This is a genomic window from Roseateles sp. P2_H4 (assembly GCF_056403315.1).
The window spans coordinates 142,698-162,891 of sequence record NZ_JBFUFR010000008.1 but is presented as its reverse complement, the minus strand read 5'-3'; the positions used below and the strand labels follow the sequence as shown (position 1 = coordinate 162,891).

Genomic DNA, 20,194 nt, shown 5'->3' with positions numbered 1-20,194 from the left:
GATCATCCGATCGTCAAGACGGAGCGCGCCCCTTGGCGGCGCCCGATGATATTCAGCAGGTTGTTCAGCGCTTCCTCGCGGCCCGGCGCGGCGCCGGCCTCACCGGTGAAGCGGCTCTTGCCACCACTGTTCAGCGTGCCGACGCCCGAGAGCTGCAGGGCGCCCTCCAGCGTGGACAGGCGCAGCGTGCTGACGCCGGGGTTGGCCGTGTCGGCCGTCACCGTGAAACGGTAGCTGCCCAGCGGCGCGACGGTGGACACGCGCGAGGACAGGTTGAGCAGGTCGAGCTGCAGCTCGCCGAACTGGCGCCAGCGGCCCTGCACCGACTCCAGCTTCAGCTCGCGCGCCGACAGCCGCAGCGAGCCGCCCAGCTGCAGCGTGTTCCAGGGCGTGCCCAGGCCCGCCAGCAGGCCGGCGGGCAGGCGGACCAGCCAGTCGGCCTGGTTGTCGACGCTGATCTCCATGCGGCCCAGGCCGGGCTTGAGGCCCAGCAGGAGGTCGCCGTTGATGCAGCAGTCCTGGCGCGCCGCGAGCTGCAGGCCCAGGCCCTTCACCGCCATGCGCCAGTGCAGGCGGCCGGGCAGGGCCGAGGCGTCGCGGCTGCCGGTACCGCCCGTCAGCACGAGCACGCCCGAGCCGTTCCAGACGCTGCCGCGCGTGTCGACGATGAGCAGATGGTCGTTGGTGGCCGAGGCCAGCGCTCGCGCCAGCCAGCTCGCCGGCGCGAAGACGATGAGCGCGGCCAGGATGCCGACCAGTGCGCCGGCCACGCTCCAGCGCCGCGGCGTGCGGTGGCGCACGGCGCGGCCGCCATAGTTGCTGCCACCCAGCACCGAGTCCGACATCTGCTGCGTCGTGTGGCCGCTGCGCTTCTTGAACAAGGCCATCAGGCGCCTCCCAGGCTCAGCACCAGGGTGCCGGAATAACCCTTGGGGCCGCGGGTCAGTTGGGCCTCGACGGGGCGGGCCCGCGCAGCGGCGCGCACCTCGCCCAGCCAGCCTTGCAGCAGTTCGGGTGCGACGCCGTTGAGTGTGACGACGGCGCGGTCGCCGGCCAGGTTCATGCGGGCGGCCGGGCCGAGGTGGTCGACGGAGGCCTTCAGCGCAGCCTGGGCCTGGTCGGGCGGCACCGGCGGCGCCGCGCGCAGCGCCTGGGCCTCCTGGGCCTGGGCCTGCATCTGCTGCAGTTGCAGCTCGAGCTTTTCGAGCTCGGTGGGTGCGGTCTTCAGCGTGCGCAGGGCGGGCGCCAGCAGCAGGCTCCAGGCCAGCAGCAGGCCGAGCAGCGCGCCGATGGCGCCGACGGCCAGGCGCTCGCGCTCGCCCAGGGCCTTCCAATGCGCGGCGGCCTGGGCCTTGGCCTGTTGCAGCTGGGCCGCGAGGCCGTCAGCGTTGCCGGAATTGAAGCGGGCCATCAGGGGCGTCCTTGGGCGTTGGCGCGGCTGATGGTCAGCTTGCCCTCGCTGGCGTCCAGCTGCCAGCCTTCGCTGCGCAGTTGGTTGCGGAAGTTGTCGATCTGGGGCTGGGCCCAGCCCTGGGCCGACACCGTCAGGCGGCCGGGMTCGAAGGCCAGGGCCTCGGTGGGCGGGCGGTCGCCCGGCCAGGCGCTGGCCGCGGCCGCGAGCAGGGCTTCGAGGTCCTGTTCGCCGACGCTGCCGGCGCTGGCGCGCAGCAGATCGAGCTGCTTTTGCATCTGCACCGGCGCGTCGAGGATGGCGCGCACCTGCGGGAAGGCGCTGGTCAGCGTCGTCGTGACGGCCTCGCGACGCGCGGCCACTTCGCGGTTCTGGTGCCAGGCCCAGAGATTGAGCCCGAGCAGTTGCACGACGAGCAGGGCCGCCAGGCCCCAGCGCACCGGTTGCCAGGGCTTGCGCATCAGCCCGCGGCTGATGAGGCGCAGCGCGCGCACGCCACGGGCGCGCGGTGCGAGATCGAACTGACGCAGATTCCAGGCGCTGTCGACGACGGCCAGGGCTCGCTGCGCCGGTGTCTGCACCGTGACGGTGGTGCCCAGCCAGCGCTCGGCCGTCGTGGCGACGCCCGGCGTGGCCGTCCACTGCGCCGCGTGCACGAGGCCGGGCGGGAAGAGCTGGCGCGCAAGGCCGCCGTCCAGCGGCAGCGTGGCGACGCCTTCGGTGTGGCTCCAGCGCAGGGCGACGCCCGCGCCGTTGGCTTCGAAGAAGTGGCCGCGCGCCAGTTCGTCGGGCCAGGACAGCGGCGCGATGCGGTCGATGAAGATCTGCGCAGCTTCCAGTTGGGCCAGGTGCTCGGCCAGCCAGGGGCGCGAGGTGATGGCGACCCAGGCGGTGTCGCCACCGAGGGCGTCGGGCTCGAGCGCGAAGTGCAGCGTATCGGGGTCGTCGAGCAGGGCTTCCTCGAGCTTGCCGGCGAGGGCGGCGCGCATCTGGCGGCCGGCGCGCGGCAGCTCGACGCGGCGCCAGCTGACCTCGGACTCGCCCACGAGGGCGATGACGCTGTCCGCCGCCGGCAGGCCCGCGGGGGCGGCGCGGCCCTCGGCCGTGATCTGGCGGCCGTCCGGCGTCAGCGCGTAGTCGTACTCGCGCTGCGCGTCGGCGCGCGGCAGCTCGGCCGCGGCGGACGCGGCTTTGCCCAGGGCGCGCAGGCGCGTCCGCGGGGGCAGGAACAGCAGCAGGGTGCTCATTGGGGAATCAGGAGGCGGCGCATTCTAGGAGGGGGACGCGACCTTCCCGGCCCGGGCGTGGGGCGAGCGGTGAAAGTCTGTAGCCGGGTTCAAGTTCAAGGAATCACCGATCCAGCAGCTGGTTGATGCGCTCGCGGGAGACGACGTCCATGCTCTGGTTGTTGCGCACGACCAGCGAGCGCTGCTCCAGCTGGCGCTCGTCCAGGCGCAAACGCCCGGTGACGATGAAGTACAAGGAATTCGCCGAGGCGCGGTCGCTGCCCATGTCGACACTGGCAGGCAGGAACTTCTTGGCGTCGTCCGCCGTCTGCAGCGGCTGGGCCTTGCGGCCCTGCACCAGGCGTTCGGCCGAGGCGAGGTCGACGCCGTCGAACAGCGCCGCGATGACTTCGCGCGGCGCGGTGTTCAGGTTGACCGGCGTGGCCTTGGGCAGCAGCACGACATAGGGCTGCAGGCGCTTGATGGTGGCTTCGTCCAGGCCCAGCCAGGCCAGTTGATCCACGCCGGCGGGTTGCAGGGGGCCGGATTCGCTGATGAGGGGCCCGCTGCTCTGACCGCCAGGGCCGCTGGCCGCGCTGGCGGCCTGGGCCGGAAAGGCCGCGCGCAGGCCGGTGATGATCGCCGCCGCTGTCCCCGGTGGCGCGTTGACCTGGCTGCACAGGCGTTCCAGCACGCGCTGTTCCAGCTCGGGCACCTTGGTGCCGGTGGTCAGCGCGCGCAGGTTGTAGCGGCTCTGCGCGTCCTCGATGCTGCCGGACAGGAAGGCCTCGGGACCTTCGTCGTCGCTGGTGGCGCTCTTGTCGGCGGCCAGGAAGGTGGACAAGCGCGCTTCGGCCAGCGGCACGGCCCAGGGCTCGCCGAGGTGGTCGATGTTTTTCTTGTCTTCTTTCAGGATCAGGCGCGCCCAGTCGAGGGCGCCCTGCAGGATCCAGGCGCTCTGGGCGCGGGCGCGGTCGGCGGCCTCGATCTGCACGGCGCGGTACTGCTGCCAGACCATGCCGGCGGCCAGGCTGGCGATCAGCGTGACGATGATCATGGCCGTCAGCAGCGCGGCGCCATGCTGAAGTGAAGCCCCTCGTCCAGCCGCACACCGCTGAACGCGGTGCGTCTGACCGGTCCCCTGCGGGGACGAGGCTGCTCGCGGCATTGAGCCGCAAGCCGCCTCAGTCGGGCCGGCTCGGGAGCGGCCCAGCGCTCGGCCCGGAATGCCTGGTTTCATGGGCTGCGGTTTCATCGGACGGTGACCTCCAGCTCGCGCGTCAGCGTGCCGACCAGGCCGCTGCCCTCGGCGAACTGCATGGCCACGCGCAGGCCGGCGGGCGGGCCGTTGACGGGCTTCTGGGGGCCCTGGTCGCCGGTGGACTGGCAGTTGCTCCAGGCATTGCCCCAGTAGCAATAGAACTGCCAGCCGGCCACGCCGTCGAAGGCGCGCAGGGCCGGGTTGCGCTGCGCCAGCTGCTGCAGGCCGCGCTGGCGCTGGTCTTCCAGGTCCTGCACGGTGCGCTGGGCCGGGCTTTCCCAGCGCCACAGGCTGCCCTCGCGCAGGCTCCACACCACCACCTGCAAACCGGTGGGTGCCTGACGGGTCAGCACCAGGTTGCCGCCGTCGAAGGCGATGGGCTGCACGCTGCTGTGGCTGTCCTGCAGCGCACGCAGGTCGACCTCCCACTGCGCCAGCACGGTCTGCAGCCGGGCGGTCTGGGCCAGGCGCGCCTGGGCGATCTCGCGGCTCCTCACCAGGGCGTCGATACCGCGCCAGGCCATGGCCGCCATCGTCGCCATGATGACGAGGGCGACGAGGACCTCGACGAGGGTGAAGCCGGCTGATGAAACTCGCGGGCCGAGCGCCGGGCCGCTCCCTAGCCGGCCCGCACTGACGATGTGCTTGCCGGTCGATCCGGCAAGCATCGCCGTCCCCTCGGGGGACCGACTGGCCTGGCTCGCGTTCAGCGACGCCGGGCTGGGCGAGGGGTGCATCAGAACTTCCCCATGATGGTGGACAGCGACAACACGGGCCGGCCCTGGTCGTCGATGACGTCGGCATCGACGCGGCGGAACAGCGGGTTGGGCGTGGGGCTGACCCTGAGCTTGCCGGTGTAGCTGCGGCCGAGCTGCTCGCAGGCGAAGGGCGATTCGCCGATGTCGGGGAATTGCTGCGACAGGCGCAACTCGGTCAGCAGGTTCTCGGCGCACCATTGCCCGGCGCTGACGAGGCCCAGGCGCTCGGCGTTGTTGGTCAGGGCGCCCGCGGCCTTGATGCCGGCGCCCAGGGCGATGGCGACGATGACGAGGGCGACCAGCACCTCGATCAGCGTGAAGCCGCGCTCGTGTTTCATGGCGTGATGACGTCGAAGGCGCCGAGGCCGTCGGTAGCGAGCAGGAGGCGCTGGTTGCCCAGTTGCAGGCGCAGGCGCTGGGCCGGGATGACAGGCTCGGGGCCGAGGCTGAGGCCGGGATTGGCGGCGGTCGCGTTCTCGATCTGCACGGCCACCGGCTCGCCGAGCCAGCGCGTCGGCAACTGGATGGTGCGCGGCAGGCCCTCGAAGCGGAAGTCGTCGCCGCTCTTGAGGCCCTTGGGAATCCAGCGCACAGCCAGGCCGGACGCGCGGCTTTCGGCGCGTGCCGTCTCCAGCAGTGCGGCCAGGCGCTGGGCCTCGCGTTGCAACTGCAGTTCCTGCGGGTCGCGCAGGGCCAACGTGATCGTGGCGCTCGTGATGGCGATCAACGCCACCACGACGAGCAGTTCGATCAGCGTGAAGCCGCTTGCTGCGCGGCGCGGCTTATTGCCAGGAGCCAATGTCGGCGTCACGACCCTCGCCGCCGGCGCGGCCGTCGGCGCCAAAGCTGTAGACATCGACCTCACCCTTCACGCCGGGGTTGGCGAATTGATAGGGGTGGCCCCAGGGGTCGTTGGGCAGCTTCTCGAGATAGGGCTTCCAGTTCGGCGGCGGGTTGCCGGCGCTGGGCTTGTGCACGAGGGCATCCAGGCCTTGTTCCGAGCTCGGGTAGCGTTGGTTGTCGAGCTTGTAGAGCTTGAGAGCCTGCATCAGGTTGTTGACGTCGGTGCGGGCTGCGGTGACGCGGGCGTCTTCGGCACGGTCCAGCACATTGGGCACGACGAGGGCGGCGAGCACGCCGATGATGACGAGCACCACCAGCAGTTCGATCAGCGTGAAGCCGCGGGCAACGGTGCCTGTGAAAGAGGAGCGACGCATGTCTGGGGGCGTGGGAGCGCTGAGCTGCGGTGAGCGGGCCATCATAATGGGCCATGCTTGCTCGAACGATGGCGTTTACGGTGTGGCTGCTGCTGGGCGGCTCGGTGGCTTTTTGGAGCCTGCAGCTGTTTGCCCGGCCGCTGCCGATGCCGGCCTCAGTGCTGCCGGCCGGTGAGGCGCGCGGCGCCCAGGTCGACCTGAGCCGGCTGCTCGGCGTCACGGCGGCCGAGACCGCGCCCGAGCCCGAAGTCGCGGCGTCGACGCGGCTGCGTCTGCTCGGCGTCGTCGCGCCCAAGAATGCCAAGGCGGCCGAGGCCGGCGAGGGCGTCGCGCTGATCGAGGTGGACGGCGTGGCGCGCACGGTGCGTGTCGGTGCCGTCGTTGACGGCGAGTTGCGCCTGCTGCGTGTGGATGTGCGCAGCGCCAGCCTGGGCCGCCTGGGCCAAGCGCCGAGTCAGGTGCTGCAGATCAGCCCGCCGGCAGCCCCGGCGACGGGCGCGTTGCAGGCGGCCGCACCTTCACCGGTGGTGCTGGGCGGCAACCCGAATCCGCCGCCGATTCTTGCGCCGAATGCCCAGGGCGTGCCTCTGCGCGCCGATGTGCCGCCGCCGGGCACGCAGAACCCGCCGCCCATGCGCAGCGAGGGGCAGCAGCGCTGAGCTGAACTCAGGCGCCCAGCGTCGGCACGTGGGCGCCGGGTTCGGGGCGCGCCGCGACGCGGGCCTCGGCGACCTCGTGCAGATCGGTCAGCAGGGCCGCCGCGGCGCGGATCATGGGCCAGGCCAGGGCGGCACCGGTGCCGTCGGCGCTGTCCATGCCCAGTTCCAGCAGCGCGGACGCATGGAACAGGGCCAGGGCTTCGTCCAGGCCGCGGTGCACATGGCTGCGGCAGAACACCGCGTAGTCGGTCACCGGGGCGCAGATCAATGACGCGAGCTTGAGGGCGGCGCAGGCGGCGATGCCGTCCACGATGATGAGGCTGCGCTTGCTGGCGGCAACGAGCATGGCGCCGACCATGACGGCGATCTCGTGGCCGCCGAAGGCCGCCATGATGTCCATGGGCTCCTTGGCGTCGCGGTGGCGGGCCAAGGCGCCTTGCAGCACGTCGAGCAGATGGACGAGATCGTCCTGGCGCATCGTCGGGCCGGACACGATGAAGTCGCGCACGGGTTGATCAGACAGGCGTGCCAGGATGAGGGCGGCGCATTCCGGCGAGCCCTGGCCCATGGCGGCGCAGGCCAGCACATTGCCGGGCAGGTTGTCGGCGATCTCCATGCCGACGCGCACGCCGGCGTGGGCCTGTTCCAGGCTCATCGCATGCGCGGTGCGGGCATTGCGCGTGCCGTGGGAGACCTTGCGCGCCAGCAGCCGGGCATGGGGCGGCAGGTTCTCGGCGACGCCGCAGTCGACGACGGTCAGGTGCAGGCCTTGCAGCCTGGCAAAGACCGACACCGGCAGCTGGGCGTGCAGGGCCATCTGGACCTGGTCCTTGGTCGCCCGGCCCCATTGGGCGCCGACACCGTCGACGACGATGCCGTGGTCGGAGGCGAACAGGCCGAGCACCGGGTCGCGGAAGCGCGGTGTGAGGCTGTTCTGCACGAGCCCCAGGCGCACGGCCAGCGGCTCCAGTTCGCCGAGGCCGCCGGCTATTGCCGACCGCCGATCGACGCGGTCGCGCAAGGCCTTTTCCAGCTCGGGATTGGCGGTGGGGGAAATCAGCGACTGTTGGGCGACGGTCATGGCGCAGGCGTTGTCAGACCCCGCATTTCAACTCAACCCAGGAACAAGCGGTAGGCCGGATTGGCGGTTTCGTCTTCGAAGGGGTAATTCAGGCCGTCGAGAAACTCACGCAAGGCCGCGGCGTCACCCTTGGGAACCTGGATGCCGACGAGGATGCGGCCGTAGTCCGCGCCTTGGTTGCGGTAGTGGAAGAGGCTGATGTTCCAGTCCGGATGCATGCTGGACAGGAAGCGCATCAGCGCGCCGGGCCGTTCGGGGAAGACGAAGCGGTAGAGACGCTCATGGCGCGCCAGCTCGCTGCGGCCGCCCACCATGTGGCGGATGTGCTGCTTGGCCATCTCGTCATGGGTCAGGTCCAGCGTCTCGAAGCCGGCCTTGCTGAAGGTGCGGGCCAGCTTGGCGGCGTCGTCGGGCTTGGCCGTGGCGATACCGACGAAGATGTGGGCGACCCGGGCGTCGGCGATGCGGTAGTTGAACTCGGTGACGCTGCGCGGCCCCAGCAGTTCGCAGAAGCGCTTGAAGCTGCCGCGTGCCTCGGGGATAGTGACGGCGAACAGGGCCTCGCGATGCTCGCCGACCTCGGCCCGCTCGGCGACGAAGCGCAGGCGGTCGAAGTTCATGTTGGCGCCACAGGTGATGGCGACCAGGGTCTGGCCCTTGGCGCCGGTCTTGGCGGCGTACTGCTTGACGGCGGCGACGCTCATCGCGCCGGAGGGTTCCAGGATGGAGCGCGTGTCCTCGAAGACGTCCTTGATGGCGGCGCAGACGGCATCGGTGTCGACGACGATGAAGTCGTCGACCAGCTCGCGGGTGATGCGGAAGGTCTCCTCGCCCACCAGCTTGACGGCGGTGCCGTCGGCGAACAGGCCGACGTCGGTGAGCGTCACGCGCTTGCCGGCCTTGACCGAGCGCAGCATGGCGTCGGAGTCGGTCGTCTGCACGCCGATGATCTTGATCTCGGGCCGCAGCGCCTTGACGTAGGCTGCGACGCCGGAGATCAGACCGCCGCCGCCGATGGCGACGAAGATGGCATCGATGGGGCCGGGATGCTGGCGCAGCATCTCCATCGCGATGGTGCCCTGGCCGGCGATGACGTCGGGGTCGTCGAAGGGGTGGACGAAGGTCAGGCCCTGCGCAACTTCCAGTTCCTTGGCGTGGCCATAGGCGTCGGTGAAGCTTTCGCCGAACAGCACGACCTCGCCGCCGTGGCCGCGCACCGCGTCGACCTTGACCTGCGGCGTCGTCACCGGCATCACGATGACGGCACGGCAACCCAGCTTCTTGGCCGACAGCGCCACGCCCTGAGCATGGTTGCCGGCCGAGGCGCAGATGACGCCGGCGGCGCGCTGCTCGGGGGAGAGGTGCGCCATCTTGTTATAGGCGCCGCGCAGCTTGAAGCTGAAGACGTCCTGCTCGTCCTCACGCTTGAGCCAGACCTTGTTGGACAGGCGCTTGGAGAGTTTGGGTGCCGCGCTGAGGGAGGTTTCGCGGGCGACGTCGTAAACCCGGGCGTTCAGAATTCGCTGCAGATAGCTGCTGCCGGGCGGCAGCATCGCGGGCACCTGGGATGAGGCGGCAGACGGCGCCTTGGCGGCGGACGGGCGTCGGCGCGAGGGGGCGCTCATCAGGTCTCCATGCAGTCTTGTTGCGGCGCCGCATGATAGGGGAGACCCCTGATGCGGCGCCGCTGTCTGCCTTCGGCGAAAAAAAACCCGAGCTTTTGCAAGCTCGGGTTGAATCCACCATGGAGGCGGTGGAGGAGACAATCGGTGCGAAAACGTTTTCGCTTGGGAAGCAGTTTAGCGTCGAGTTATGCTGCGCTGCAATATATTTTTCGTGAACGAATTGGAGCTTTGACTCTAGATGACCATGGAATGCACCGTCAGTTGGCTGGGTCCTGAGGGCCCGAGTGGCATGAGCTTCGTTGCCGAGACCGGCAGCGGTCACGTGCTGTCCATGGACGGGGCGCCCGACGGCGGCGGGCGCAACCTGGCGCCGCGACCCATGGAGACCGTGCTCGCTGGCACCGGCGGCTGCACCGCCTATGACGTCGTTCTCATCCTCAAGCGCGGCCGCCACGATGTGCGCGGCTGCAAGGTGACGCTGAAGGCGGAGCGCGCCACCAGCGATCCCAAGGTCTTCACGGCCATCCATTTCCATTTCGTCGTCAGCGGCAAGGGGCTCAAGCCCGAGATCGTCGAACGCGCCGTTGCGCTGTCGCACGAGAAGTACTGCTCGGCCACGGCCATGCTGGCCAAGACCTCGGCCATCAGCACCTCCTTCGAGGTCGCTGAAGTCTGATCCAGTTCTGATCAGACCTGGTGGGCCACGGTCGTCATGACCTTGGCCGCGGCGCGCATCAGGCCCTGGATGGGGGCGGGCAGCGGCGACGCGCCTGCGGCCAGGGCTGCGTCGGCATGCTCGGCCTCCTCGCGCTTCATCTGGTCGACGATGGCGCGTGAGGGCAGGTCTTCTTCGGGGAGGCGGTCCAGGTGCGAGGCCAGATGCGCTTCGACCTGGCGTTCGGTCTCGACGACGAAGCCCAGGCTCCATTTGTCACCCGCCAGGCCGGCCAGGCTGCCCCAGGCAAAGGCGCCGGCCCACCACAGTGGTGCCAGGTGACTGGTGTGGGTGCCGAGCTCGGTGATGCGGTCGGCCGTCCAGGCGAGATGGTCGAGCTCCTCTTCCGCGGCGGCCTCGAAATGCGCGCGCAGTTCATCGCTGCGGCTGAACAGGGCCTGTGATTGATACAGCGCCTGGGCGCAGATTTCCCCGACATGGTTGACGCGCATCAGCGCCCCGGCCTCGCGCGTTTGCTGCGGGTCCATGGCGGCCGCTTCCATGCCCTGCGCGGGCGACGGGCGCGCCGCCCGGGTGGGCGCAAAAACAGTGCGCAGGCCGGAGTCCAGGGCGCTGAGCCAGCGGTCCCCGAAACTCAGTGTGCGGGGATACATATTGCTTGCAGGCTGATGCATTCAGTTAAGCAGTGTTGCTATGAAGAAATCATGAATGGGGGGTGACGTTGTGGTCCAGCAACGGCAACACACAATTTCATATCCGTGAATTCCCGAGGGGCCCCTGGCTCTGGTGGAATACGCCCACTTCCTCACAGGAGGTGAGTCGCTGAGCCGTGTTTGATCGGCGTCTCGGATGAATTTCTAGGAGTATCGAATGAAGAAAGCTCTGATTGCCCTGGCCGTCCTCGGTCTGACCGGCGGCGCAGCCGTTGCGCAATCCTCCGTGACCTTGTTCGGCGTCATCGATGCCGACATCAAGGTTGTCAAGACCGGCGGCCTGACGGTCAAGAAGCTGGACTCCAGCGGTCTGAACACCAGCCGTTTCGGCGTGCGCGGCACCGAAGATCTCGGTGGCGGCCTGAAGGCTGGCTTCTGGCTGGAATCCCAGGTCGACACCGACACGGGCGTCGCCGGTGGCGGTGCCGCCTTCTGGGGTCGCCGTGCCACGATCAGCCTGGCCGGCGATTTCGGTGAAGTCCGTCTGGGCCGCAACAAGACCGTGTCGCGTCTGCACATCGAAGACTTCGATCCGAGCGCGTTCACCGGTCTGGGCAGCGTCAGCGTGCTGTACAGCAACCTGGGCAGCGGCAACGGCACGTCCTTCGGCCGCGCCGACAACCTGGCGTCGTACTCGCTGCCCGCCAACCTGGGCGGCTTCTACGGCGGCGTGGACGTCTCGGCCGGTGAAGGCACGAGCACCAACAAGGGCCAGTCGGTTCGCGCGGGCTACAAGCAGGGTCCCCTGCACGTGTCGGGTGCTTATGCCAGCACGTCCAATGCCGCTGACAGCAGCAAGTTCAAGCTGACCTCGGTTGGCGCGGCTTACGACTTCGGCGTGGTTCGTCCGTCGCTGTCCTACACGGAATCCAAGTACCTGGCGCGCAAGCAGAAGGTCCTGACGGCCTCCCTGACGGCTCCGCTGGGCCAAGGCCAGCTTTGGGGTTCCTACAGCCAAGCCAAGACCAGCGGCGAAGCCGGCTTCGCCACGGTTGGCACGCCCAAGCTGTTCGCTCTCGGCTACATCTACAACCTGTCCAAGCGCACCGCGCTGTACACGACGTTCGCCGAGCTGAAGAACGATGGCACGACCCGCTTCGCGCTGGGCGGCGCTCCGGCCGCTACGGCAAACGGCCAGAAATCCACCGGCTACGACGTCGGCGTTCGCCACAGCTTCTGATGACGCGCGGCCTTCGGGTCGCCGCCAAATCAGCCAAAGCCGCCTTCGGGCGGCTTTTTTTTGTTCTCGGCATTTGTCCCGTGGGAGACAGGGGAATTGCTGTGGGTAATCAACAACAACGCCGCCGTTATGGCAGGGCGCATCCCTGAGAATCAAAAGGTTCACTTTTCTTCGCAGGAGACAACCTTGATGAAAAAAGCCACTCTGGCCGTCGCCGCTCTGGCCGCTTGCACTTCTTCCGCTTGGGCCCAGTCCAGCGTGACCCTGTATGGCATCGTGGACGCAGCTGCGCGTTACACCACCAATGTCAATCCTGGCGTCGCACCGAAGCAATTGATTCCTGGCGGCATGTCGCAAAGCCGTCTGGGCGTGAACGTCACCGAAGACATGGGTGGCGGCCTCAAGGCCCTGGTGAACATGGAGCACCGCCTGAATTCGGACACGGGCGCCGCGTCCTCGGCAACCGATTTCTGGCGTCAAGCCTGGGTCGGCCTGCAGTCCAGCGATCTGGGCCAGATCCGTCTCGGCCGTCAGTACAACATCCTGTTCGACGTCTACACGTCGACCTTCGCTTCCTTCCGCTACTCGCCCTATATCGAGGCGTACAAGCCCGAAATCGGCATGTCCATGACGGCGCGTCAGGACAATATGGTCAAGTACCTGGCCCAGTTCGGCAGCTTCTATGCCGAAGTCCAGGTCAGCGCTGGCGAAGGCCAAGCCGGTGCCGCAGCGGCACAGCCGAACAAGACCATCGGCTTCATGGGCCGCTACAACGACGGCAAGTTCGGTGCTGGCGGTGCTTACCTGCAAGCCACTGAGCAAACCGGCAAGAAGATCAAGGCGACCGTGCTGGGCGCGTCCTACACCGACGGCCCGCTGTACGTGCACGCATCGTGGGGCGAGAACAAGTTCGAGAACCCCTTCACGCTGCTGAACCAGAGCAGCGCTGCGGCCTTCGGTGCCTCTGCGGCTGCAGGCTCGCTGGCCAATATCGCGCTGACGACGCGCGGTGCCTACACCAGCGGCATCCTGGGCGCCAACGTGTTCAACACCGACTCGGCCGACATCAAGAAGCGCACCATGATCATGTTTGGTGCGACCTATCAGCTGACCCCTCAGCTGAACGTCGGCGCCAACGTCTGGCTGACCGAGCAGACGCATTACGGCACGGTGCAGAACCTGGCGGTGCCCTTCCGCAACGCGCTGGGCTTCTCGACGGACGCCAACACCAAGTCCAAGGCGAACTTCTTCGCCGTCGTGGTGGACTACGCCTTCTCCAAGCGTACCGACGCTTACTTCGAAATGGACTACACCAAGCTGAGCGGCGAAGTCATGTTCCTGAACAACGCCAACCGCCGCGGCGGCGCGATGCTCGGCCTGCGTCACCGCTTCTGATGTCGATGCGGGGCTGCGGCCTCGCGAGATGTCTCGACGGGCCGCGAAAGCGGCCCGTTTTCATTGGTGGCGGCGCTCGTGCGCGCTAGGGCTTTCCCGGGAGGCCCCGGTCCTCAAGCTTCGCCATGATCCCGCCTTCGCGCGGCGCAGTGACGCGCCCGCTTCAGAGACTTCATGCTGGTCTTCATTCTTCGCCGCCTGGTTCAGGCCCTGGTCGTCATGTTGTCGGTGGCTTTCATCGCCTTCATGCTGTTCCAGTTCGTTGGCGACCCCGTGACCAACCTGCTGGGCCAGGACGCGACCGAGGAGCAGCGCATCGCGCTGCGCAAGGACCTGGGCCTGGACCAGCCCTTCCCGGTGCAGTTCGCCCGCTTTGCGGCCAACGCGGCGCAGGGCGAGTTCGGCATCAGCCTGAGGCAGGGGCGCAAGGTGTCGACGCTCATCGCCGAGCGCTTTCCGGCGACGCTGGAGCTGGCCCTGGTCGCCGGTCTGATCGCCCTGGGCCTGGGCATTCCGCTCGGCGTCTATGCGGCTTTGCGGCGCGGCAAGGCAAGCGCGCAATTGCTGATGACGGGCACCCTGTTCGGCGTCAGCCTGCCCAATTTCGTCATCGGCATCGTGCTGATCTGGGTGTTCGCGGTGGAGCTGAAGTGGCTGCCCAGCTTTGGTCGTGGCGACGTCGTGGCCTTCGGGACATGGACCTCCGGTCTGCTGACCCGTGACGGCCTGCTGCATCTGATCCTGCCGGCCTTCACGCTGTCCGCCTTCCAGCTGACGCTGATCATGCGCCTGGTGCGCGCCGAGATGCTGGAGGTGCTGCGCACCGACTACATCCGCTTCGCACGCGCCCGCGGCCTGACCAACCGCAGCGTCTACTTCGGCCATGCGCTGAAGAACACGCTGGTGCCCGTCATCACCATCACCGGCCTGCAGCTGGGCTCGCTGATCGCGTTCGCCATCATCACCGAGCAGGTCTTCCAGTGGCCCGGCATGGGGCTGCTCTTCATCCAGGCCGTGCAGTTCGCCGACATCCCCGTGATGGCCGCCTACCTCTGTCTGATCTCGCTGATCTTCGTCGTCATCAATCTCGGCGTCGATCTGCTCTATTTCGCCGTCGACCCGCGCCTGCGTGTCGAGGGCAAAGCGCATTGAACATGAAGCCCCCACGCTCGCTTTGCTCTCTGCTCCCCGAAGGGGCGCGTCAGTGCCTTCGGGCGGCCGGGCGCCACTGACCATGGCAGTTGACGCCAATCCCAACCCCACACCGTCGACGTCCGCGCTGCGCGGCTTTTTCGACGGCGACGTCTGGCATTCCTTCCGCACCTCGCCCGTGGCGGTGCTGGCCGCCGTCATCGCGCTGGTCTGCTTCGTCTGCGCGCTGTTCGCGGAAGTCGTCGCGCCGCACAACCCCTTCGACCTGGCGACGCTGGAGCTGATGGATTCGTTGAAGCCGCCGTCCTGGGTCGATGGCGGCGAGCCCAGGTATTGGCTGGGCACCGACGGTCAGGGCCGCGACATCCTGTCGGCGCTGATGTATGGCGCACGCATCTCGCTGCTCGTCGGCATCGCGTCGGTGCTGCTGTCCATCCTGATCGGCGTCAGTCTCGGCCTGCTGGCGGGCTTCGTCGGCGGGCGAGTCGACGCCTTCATCATGCGCATCTGCGACGTGATGCTGTCCTTCCCGTCCATCCTGGTCGCGCTGATGATCAGCGGCGTCGGCCGCAGCCTGTTTCCGCATGCGCCCGACATGCTGGCCTTCGTCGTCCTCGTGCTGGCCATCTCGCTGACGGGCTGGGTGCAGTACGCGCGCACCGTGCGCGGCTCCACGCTCGTGGAGCGCAACAAGGAGTATGTGCAGGCGGCCCGCGTCATCGGCGTCAGCGGCTTTCGCATCATGCGCCGCCACGTGCTGCCCAATGTGCTCGGCCCCGTCCTGGTGCTGGCCACCATCCAGATCGCCTCGGCCATCATCACCGAGGCGACGCTGTCCTTCCTGGGCGTCGGCGTGCCAGCCACCAGCCCGTCCCTGGGCACCCTGATCCGCAACGGCAACGACTACCTGTTCTCGGGCGAGTGGTGGATCACCGCCTGGCCCAGCCTGACGCTGATCCTGATCACGCTCAGCGTCAACCTGCTCGGCGACTGGCTGCGCGACGCGCTCAACCCACGACTGCGTTAATGGCAATGACAGCTGCCCCGTTGCTTGAAGTCAGCCACCTGCGGGTGGAGTTCCCGACCCGCCGCGGCACGCTGCTGGCGCTGGACGACATCTCGTTCTCGATCGCGCCGGGCGAGATCCTCGGCGTCGTCGGCGAATCCGGCGCCGGCAAGTCGCTGACCGGTGCGGCCATCATCGGCCTGCTGGATCCGCCGGGCCGCATCGCCGCCGGCGAGATCAGATTGGCCGGCCGCCGCATCGACAACCTGCCTTACGAGCAGCTGCGCCGCATTCGCGGCAAGGAGATCGGCGCTGTCTTCCAGGACCCGCTGACCTCGCTGAACCCGCTCTACACGGTCGGCCGCCAGTTGACCGAGACCATCACCACCCATCTCGACCTGACGGGTGCCCAGGCGCGCGCGCGCGCCATCGAGTTGCTGGCCTCCACCGGCATTCCGGCACCGGAAGCGCGCATCGACCATTTCCCGCACCAGTTTTCGGGCGGCATGCGCCAGCGGGTCGTCATCGCCCTGGCGCTGGCGGGCAACCCCAAGCTCATCGTCGCCGATGAGCCGACGACGGCGCTGGACGTGTCCATCCAGGCGCAGATCATTGCGCTGCTGAAGAAGATCTGCCGCGAGCAGGGCGCGGCCGTCATGCTGGTGACCCACGACATGGGCGTCATCGCCGAGACCTGCGATCGCGTCGCGGTGATGTATGCCGGCCGCATTGCCGAGATCGGCCCGGTCGCCGACGTCATCCATCGCCCCGCCCACCCCTACACCGTCGGCCTGATGGGCTCGATCCCGGCGATGGACGAGGATCGCGAACGCCTGCTGCAGATCGATGGTTCGATGCCGCGGCTGACCGCCATCCCGCCAGGCTGTGCCTTCAATCCGCGCTGCCCGCGCGTCGTCGACCGCTGCCGCAGCGAGCGTCCCGATCTGGTCCAGGTCGGCGCCACGAATGCCGCCTGCTGGCGGCCCGTCACCGTGGAGGCCGTGCGATGAGCACCCACCTCGTCGAGGTGCAGGACCTCGCCAAGATCTTCGATGTGTCGCCGCCCTGGCTGAACCGCGTCGTCGAACGCAAGCCCAAGGCCTTCGTGCATGCGGTGGACGGCGTGTCCTTCGGCATCGAGCGCGGCAAGACGCTGGCCTTGGTCGGCGAAAGCGGCTGCGGCAAGAGCACGGTCGCGCGGTTGCTGGTCGGCCTCTACGGCACGACACGCGGCGCTGTGCGCTTTGACGGCGAAGACATCGCCAAGACGCTGGGCGGCCCGAACGCGCTCAAGCTTCGCCGGCGCATGCAGATGATCTTCCAGGATCCCTATGCGTCGCTGAACCCGCGCTGGAAGGTGCTGGACATCGTCGCCGAGCCGCTGCGCGAGCATGGCCTGGTGACCGACAACGCCGAGGCCCGGCGGCAGGTGGGCGAGCTGCTCAGTTCGGTCGGCCTGAACCCGGCCGATGCCGAGAAGTTCCCGCATCAGTTCTCCGGCGGCCAGCGCCAGCGCATCTCCATCGCGCGGGCGCTGGCGACCCAGCCCGAGTTTCTCGTCTGCGACGAGCCGACGTCGGCGCTCGACGTATCCGTGCAGGCCCAGGTCCTCAACATCATGAAGGACCTGCAGCGCCAGCGCGGCCTGACCTATCTCTTCATCTCGCACAACCTCGCGGTGGTGCGCCATGTGGCCGACCAGGTCGGCGTCATGTACCTCGGTCGCCTCGTCGAGGTGGCCGACAAGGCCGAGCTGTTCGCGCGGCCGCGCCACCCCTACACGCGCATGCTGCTGGATGCGATCCCCGACATCCACATGAGCGGCCGCTCCCGCACGCCGGTGCAGGGCGAGGTGCCGAATCCGCTTCAACCCCCCAGCGGCTGCAGCTTCCACCCGCGCTGCCCGCTGGCCAATGTGCGCTGCAAGGCCGAGCGGCCGGCGCTGCTGGAGATCAAGGGCGTGCGCGTGGCCTGCCACGCGGTGGAAGAGGGTCGCGCCTAGCGCGTGGGCGCCGAGGCCGCGCCGGCTGGCTTCGGCAGCGTCAGCGGCCCCTTCTGCCCGCAACCCATGAGGACGGTAAGGGTGATCAGCAGGGCACCTAAACTGACGGCAGTCTTCTTCATCCGCCCAGTTTATGTCCCTGTCCGACGCCGACTACCTCACCAAGGCCCATGCGCTGCTCGCCCGTATCGAAGAGCAGATCGATGGCTGGCTCGAGAGCGATGTGGTGGACATCGACACCCATCGCACGGGTGGCTTGCTCGAGCTGAGCATGCCCGGTGGCAGCAAGATCGTGCTGAACACCCAACCTCCGCTGCAGGAGATCTGGCTGGCAGCACGCTCGGGCGGCTATCACTTCAAGTGGGACGGCTCGCAGTGGGTGGACCGCGAGGGCCAGGAGTTCCTTGCCCGCTTGTCGAAATCCGCCAGCGAGCAGGCTGGCCAGGCGCTGACGTTCAGCGCCTGAACCTCTAGCGTTTGAAGAGATCTAGGATGGACTTCTTCTCGTCCTCGGTCGTTGCACCCGGCACGGCTGCGGGTTCGCTGGACAGCTCGCGCACGCCGTTGCCGGTCGTGTACTCCTCGTAGAACCATTCGCCATTGACGTTGACGATGCCTTCCGGCGGCGTCATCTCGTCGACGGGCTTGCCCTTCAGCGCGAAGCCCATGTATTCGATCCAGACCGGCAGGCTCAGGCCGCCGCCGGTCTCGCGGTCGCCCAGCTTGCGCGGCTGGTCATAGCCGATCCAGACGATGGCGACGAGGTCCTTCTGGTAGCCGGCGAACCAGGCGTCCATGGAGTCGTTGGTCGTGCCGGTCTTGCCGTAGATGTCGGGGCGCTTCAGCGTGGCCTGGGCGCGCGCCGCGGTGCCGCTGCGCGTGACCTCTTGCAACAGGCTGCTCATCAGGAAGGCATTGCGCGGCTCGATGGCGCGGGCGTCGTCGCTCAGCGTGACGGGCAGGGCTTCGTACAGCAGGCGGCCCTTGTTGTCGGTGATCTTGTTGATGAGCTGGGGCGTGACGCGGTAGCCGCCATTGGCGAACACCGCATAGCCCTGGGCCATCTGCATGGGCGTCACCGAGCCGGCGCCCAGCGCCATGGTCAGGTAGGCCGGATGCTTCTCGGCCTCGAAGCCGAAGCGCGTGATCCAGTCCTGCGCGTACTTCACGCCGATGGAGTGCAGCACGCGGATGGAGACCATGTTCTTGGACTTGGCCAGCGCCGTGCGCAGCGGCATGGGTCCTTCGAACTTGCCGTCGTAGTTCTTGGGCTCCCAGGGCTGGCTGCCCGTCGTGCCGGCGTCGAAGAACAGCGGCGCATCGTTGACGACGGTGGCCGGCGTGAAGCCCTTTTCCAGCGCCGCCGAGTAGATGAAGGGCTTGAAGCTGGAGCCCGGCTGACGCCAGGCCTGGGTCACGTGGTTGAACTTGTTCTTGTTGTAGTCGAAGCCGCCGACCATGGCATGCACCTGGCCGGTCTTCGGGTCCAGGGACACAAAGGCCCCTTCGACCTCGGGCAGCTGGGTGACGGTCCATTCATTGCCGTCCTTCTGCTTGACGGCCTTGACGACGCGGATGACGGCGCCACGGCGGATGCGGGTCTTGGGGTTGCCCTTGTCCGACAGGCCGGAGGCGACGGGCTTGAGCCCGTCGCCGATGATGGCGATGACATCGCCGCTCTGCAGCACGGCGGTCACCTTCTTGGGGTCGGCCTCCAGCACGACGGCGGCGAGCAGCTCGTCATTGGCGGGGTGGTCGGCCAGCACGAGGGCGATGCGGGCGTCCAGCTCCTTGGCGTCGCTCGGCAGGTCGGCATAGGCCTCGGGGCCGCGGTAGACCTGGCGCTTCTCGTAGTCGAGGATGCCGCGGCGCAGCGCGCGGTAGGCGGTGTTTTGCTCAGCGCTGTTCAGCGTCAGATAGACATTCAGGCCGCGCGAATAGGACTCATCGCCGTACTGGTTGAAGATCAGCTGGCGCGCCGCCTCGGCGACGAACTCGGCATGCGACACCGATTCCTGCACCGGGCGGATGCGCAGCTTCTCGGCCTTGGCTTCGTCGCGCTGCTCTTCGGTGATGTAACCCGTCTCGTACATCCGCTCGATGATGTATTGCTGGCGGATGTTCGCGCGGCGCGGGTTGTTGATCGGGTTGTAGGCCGAAGGGGCCTTGGGCAGGCCCGCCAGCATCGCCGCCTCGGCGATGCTGAGCTTGTCCAGCGTCTTGCCGAAGTAGATCTCGCTGGCCGCCGCGAAACCGTGCGCGCGGTGGCCCAGGAAGATCTGGTTCATATAGATCTCGAGGATCTTCTCCTTGGACAGGGCCGACTCGATCTTCAGCGCCAGCAGGATCTCGTAGATCTTGCGCGTGAAGGTCTTCTCCGTGGACAGGTAGAAGTTGCGCGCCACCTGCATGGTGATGGTCGACGCGCCCTGGCTGCGCGACTCGCCGACGTTGGCCAGGCCCGCGCGGATGATGCCCAGGTAGTCGACGCCGCCATGCTGATAGAAGCGCGCGTCCTCGATGGCCAGCACGGCCTCCTGCATGACCTTGGGGATCTGCTGGATGGATTGATAGTTGCGGCGCTCCTCGCCGAACTCGCCCAGCAGCACGCCGTCGCTGGACAGCACGCGCATGGGCAGTTTGGGCCGGTAGTCGGTCAGGCCGCTGATGTCGGGCAGGTTGGGATAGGCCAGGGCCAGGCCCAGGGCCAGCAGCAGGGCGACGGCCGCCACGCCGCCAGCCACCAGGCCCACACCCCACAAGGCCCAGCGGCCGAGGCGCGAACTCATGCTGATGGGCGGGCGAGAGGTGGATGTGCCGGCGGGTGAAGGA

General features: G+C 68.1%; 22 protein-coding genes. 9 read left to right on the top strand and 13 right to left on the bottom strand.

The features are described 5' to 3' along the window. Positions 1–2: 2 nt before the first annotated feature. From gspN to gspG, 8 genes are all read right to left on the bottom strand, one after another. Positions 3–887: a type II secretion system protein N gene (gene gspN / locus AC1DW3_RS08710; protein ID WP_477930516.1), complete on the bottom strand. Its 885-nt coding sequence runs from the start codon at positions 885–887 to the stop codon at positions 3–5. Beyond that, the gene (gspM, locus tag AC1DW3_RS08705) at positions 887–1,411 is read right to left on the bottom strand and encodes a type II secretion system protein GspM (protein WP_477930514.1); all 525 of its coding nucleotides are present in this window, start codon (positions 1,409–1,411) and stop codon (positions 887–889) included. Before gspM ends, gspN begins: the two co-directional genes overlap by 1 nt. Next, on the bottom strand, positions 1,411–2,658 hold the full coding sequence (gene gspL, locus AC1DW3_RS08700; RefSeq protein ID WP_477930512.1) for a type II secretion system protein GspL: 1,248 nt from the start codon (positions 2,656–2,658) through the stop codon (positions 1,411–1,413). Before gspL ends, gspM begins: the two co-directional genes overlap by 1 nt. Before the next feature lie 103 nt (positions 2,659–2,761). Next, positions 2,762–3,805, bottom strand: a complete 1,044-nt coding sequence (gene gspK / locus AC1DW3_RS08695) for a type II secretion system minor pseudopilin GspK (RefSeq protein ID WP_477930510.1) — start codon at positions 3,803–3,805, stop codon at positions 2,762–2,764. 83 nt (positions 3,806–3,888) lie between these two features. Next, a complete protein-coding gene (locus AC1DW3_RS08690) occupies positions 3,889–4,635 on the bottom strand; it encodes a PulJ/GspJ family protein (RefSeq protein ID WP_477930509.1) in 747 nt (248 codons plus the stop codon). Beyond that, the gene (gene gspI, locus AC1DW3_RS08685; protein ID WP_477930507.1) at positions 4,635–4,994 is read right to left on the bottom strand and encodes a type II secretion system minor pseudopilin GspI; all 360 of its coding nucleotides are present in this window, start codon (positions 4,992–4,994) and stop codon (positions 4,635–4,637) included. Before gspI ends, AC1DW3_RS08690 begins: the two co-directional genes overlap by 1 nt. After that, positions 4,991–5,467 (bottom strand): pilus assembly FimT family protein, encoded by a 477-nt coding sequence (locus AC1DW3_RS08680; RefSeq protein WP_477930505.1) that lies wholly within the window; start codon positions 5,465–5,467, stop codon positions 4,991–4,993. Before AC1DW3_RS08680 ends, gspI begins: the two co-directional genes overlap by 4 nt. Further along, a complete protein-coding gene (gspG, locus tag AC1DW3_RS08675; protein ID WP_477930504.1) occupies positions 5,439–5,873 on the bottom strand; it encodes a type II secretion system major pseudopilin GspG in 435 nt (144 codons plus the stop codon). Before gspG ends, AC1DW3_RS08680 begins: the two co-directional genes overlap by 29 nt. Positions 5,874–5,926: 53 nt before the next feature. Between gspG and AC1DW3_RS08670 the strand changes: the two genes are divergently transcribed. Beyond that, positions 5,927–6,532, top strand: a complete 606-nt coding sequence (locus tag AC1DW3_RS08670) for a hypothetical protein (RefSeq protein ID WP_477930502.1) — start codon at positions 5,927–5,929, stop codon at positions 6,530–6,532. A gap of 7 nt (positions 6,533–6,539) precedes the next feature. Here the strand turns inward: AC1DW3_RS08670 and AC1DW3_RS08665 are convergent, their stop codons facing one another. Then, positions 6,540–7,613: a nicotinate-nucleotide--dimethylbenzimidazole phosphoribosyltransferase gene (locus tag AC1DW3_RS08665; RefSeq protein WP_477930500.1), complete on the bottom strand. Its 1,074-nt coding sequence runs from the start codon at positions 7,611–7,613 to the stop codon at positions 6,540–6,542. A 32-nt stretch (positions 7,614–7,645) separates the two neighbouring features. Then, entirely contained in the window at positions 7,646–9,166 is a 1,521-nt protein-coding gene (ilvA, locus tag AC1DW3_RS08660; RefSeq protein WP_477930602.1) for a threonine ammonia-lyase, biosynthetic, read from the bottom strand. A 316-nt stretch (positions 9,167–9,482) separates the two neighbouring features. On the opposite strand from ilvA, the gene AC1DW3_RS08655 reads away from it, so the two are divergent. Next, positions 9,483–9,914: an OsmC family protein gene (locus AC1DW3_RS08655; protein ID WP_310263339.1), complete on the top strand. Its 432-nt coding sequence runs from the start codon at positions 9,483–9,485 to the stop codon at positions 9,912–9,914. A gap of 11 nt (positions 9,915–9,925) precedes the next feature. Here AC1DW3_RS08655 and coq7 read toward each other — a convergent pair whose 3' ends face one another. Continuing rightward, positions 9,926–10,567, bottom strand: coding sequence for a 2-polyprenyl-3-methyl-6-methoxy-1,4-benzoquinone monooxygenase (gene coq7, locus AC1DW3_RS08650; RefSeq protein ID WP_477930498.1), 642 nt, complete (start codon positions 10,565–10,567; stop codon positions 9,926–9,928). Positions 10,568–10,784: 217 nt separating this feature from the next. On the opposite strand from coq7, the gene AC1DW3_RS08645 reads away from it, so the two are divergent. The 6 genes from AC1DW3_RS08645 (at position 10,785) to AC1DW3_RS08620 (ending at position 17,362) form a co-directional block, all read left to right on the top strand. Beyond that, positions 10,785–11,807 carry a porin gene (locus AC1DW3_RS08645; RefSeq protein ID WP_477930496.1) on the top strand — a complete coding sequence of 341 codons (1,023 nt, stop codon included), beginning with the start codon at positions 10,785–10,787 and terminating at the stop codon, positions 11,805–11,807. 189 nt (positions 11,808–11,996) lie between these two features. Further along, positions 11,997–13,202 carry a porin gene (locus tag AC1DW3_RS08640; RefSeq protein WP_477930495.1) on the top strand — a complete coding sequence of 402 codons (1,206 nt, stop codon included), beginning with the start codon at positions 11,997–11,999 and terminating at the stop codon, positions 13,200–13,202. 174 nt (positions 13,203–13,376) lie between these two features. Next, positions 13,377–14,354 carry an ABC transporter permease gene (locus tag AC1DW3_RS08635; RefSeq protein WP_477930493.1) on the top strand — a complete coding sequence of 326 codons (978 nt, stop codon included), beginning with the start codon at positions 13,377–13,379 and terminating at the stop codon, positions 14,352–14,354. Between the two features lie 82 nt (positions 14,355–14,436). Then, the gene (locus AC1DW3_RS08630) at positions 14,437–15,381 is read left to right on the top strand and encodes an ABC transporter permease (RefSeq protein WP_477930491.1); all 945 of its coding nucleotides are present in this window, start codon (positions 14,437–14,439) and stop codon (positions 15,379–15,381) included. Beyond that, complete coding sequence (locus AC1DW3_RS08625) at positions 15,381–16,370, top strand: ABC transporter ATP-binding protein (protein WP_477930490.1); 990 nt, start codon at positions 15,381–15,383, stop codon at positions 16,368–16,370. The genes AC1DW3_RS08630 and AC1DW3_RS08625 overlap by 1 nt, the downstream gene beginning before the upstream one ends. Next, positions 16,367–17,362, top strand: coding sequence for an ABC transporter ATP-binding protein (locus AC1DW3_RS08620; protein ID WP_477930488.1), 996 nt, complete (start codon positions 16,367–16,369; stop codon positions 17,360–17,362). Before AC1DW3_RS08625 ends, AC1DW3_RS08620 begins: the two co-directional genes overlap by 4 nt. Here the strand turns inward: AC1DW3_RS08620 and lptM are convergent. Beyond that, a complete protein-coding gene (gene lptM, locus AC1DW3_RS08615) occupies positions 17,359–17,484 on the bottom strand; it encodes an LPS translocon maturation chaperone LptM (protein ID WP_477930486.1) in 126 nt (41 codons plus the stop codon). The two genes, AC1DW3_RS08620 and lptM, sit on opposite strands and share 4 nt — an antisense overlap. Before the next feature lie 11 nt (positions 17,485–17,495). Between lptM and cyaY the strand changes: the two genes are divergently transcribed. Then, positions 17,496–17,828 (top strand): iron donor protein CyaY, encoded by a 333-nt coding sequence (cyaY, locus tag AC1DW3_RS08610; protein WP_477930485.1) that lies wholly within the window; start codon positions 17,496–17,498, stop codon positions 17,826–17,828. 4 nt (positions 17,829–17,832) lie between these two features. On the opposite strand, the gene AC1DW3_RS08605 is transcribed toward cyaY, so the two are convergent. Further along, positions 17,833–20,151: a penicillin-binding protein 1A gene (locus AC1DW3_RS08605; protein ID WP_477930484.1), complete on the bottom strand. Its 2,319-nt coding sequence runs from the start codon at positions 20,149–20,151 to the stop codon at positions 17,833–17,835. Positions 20,152–20,194: the final 43 nt, after the last annotated feature.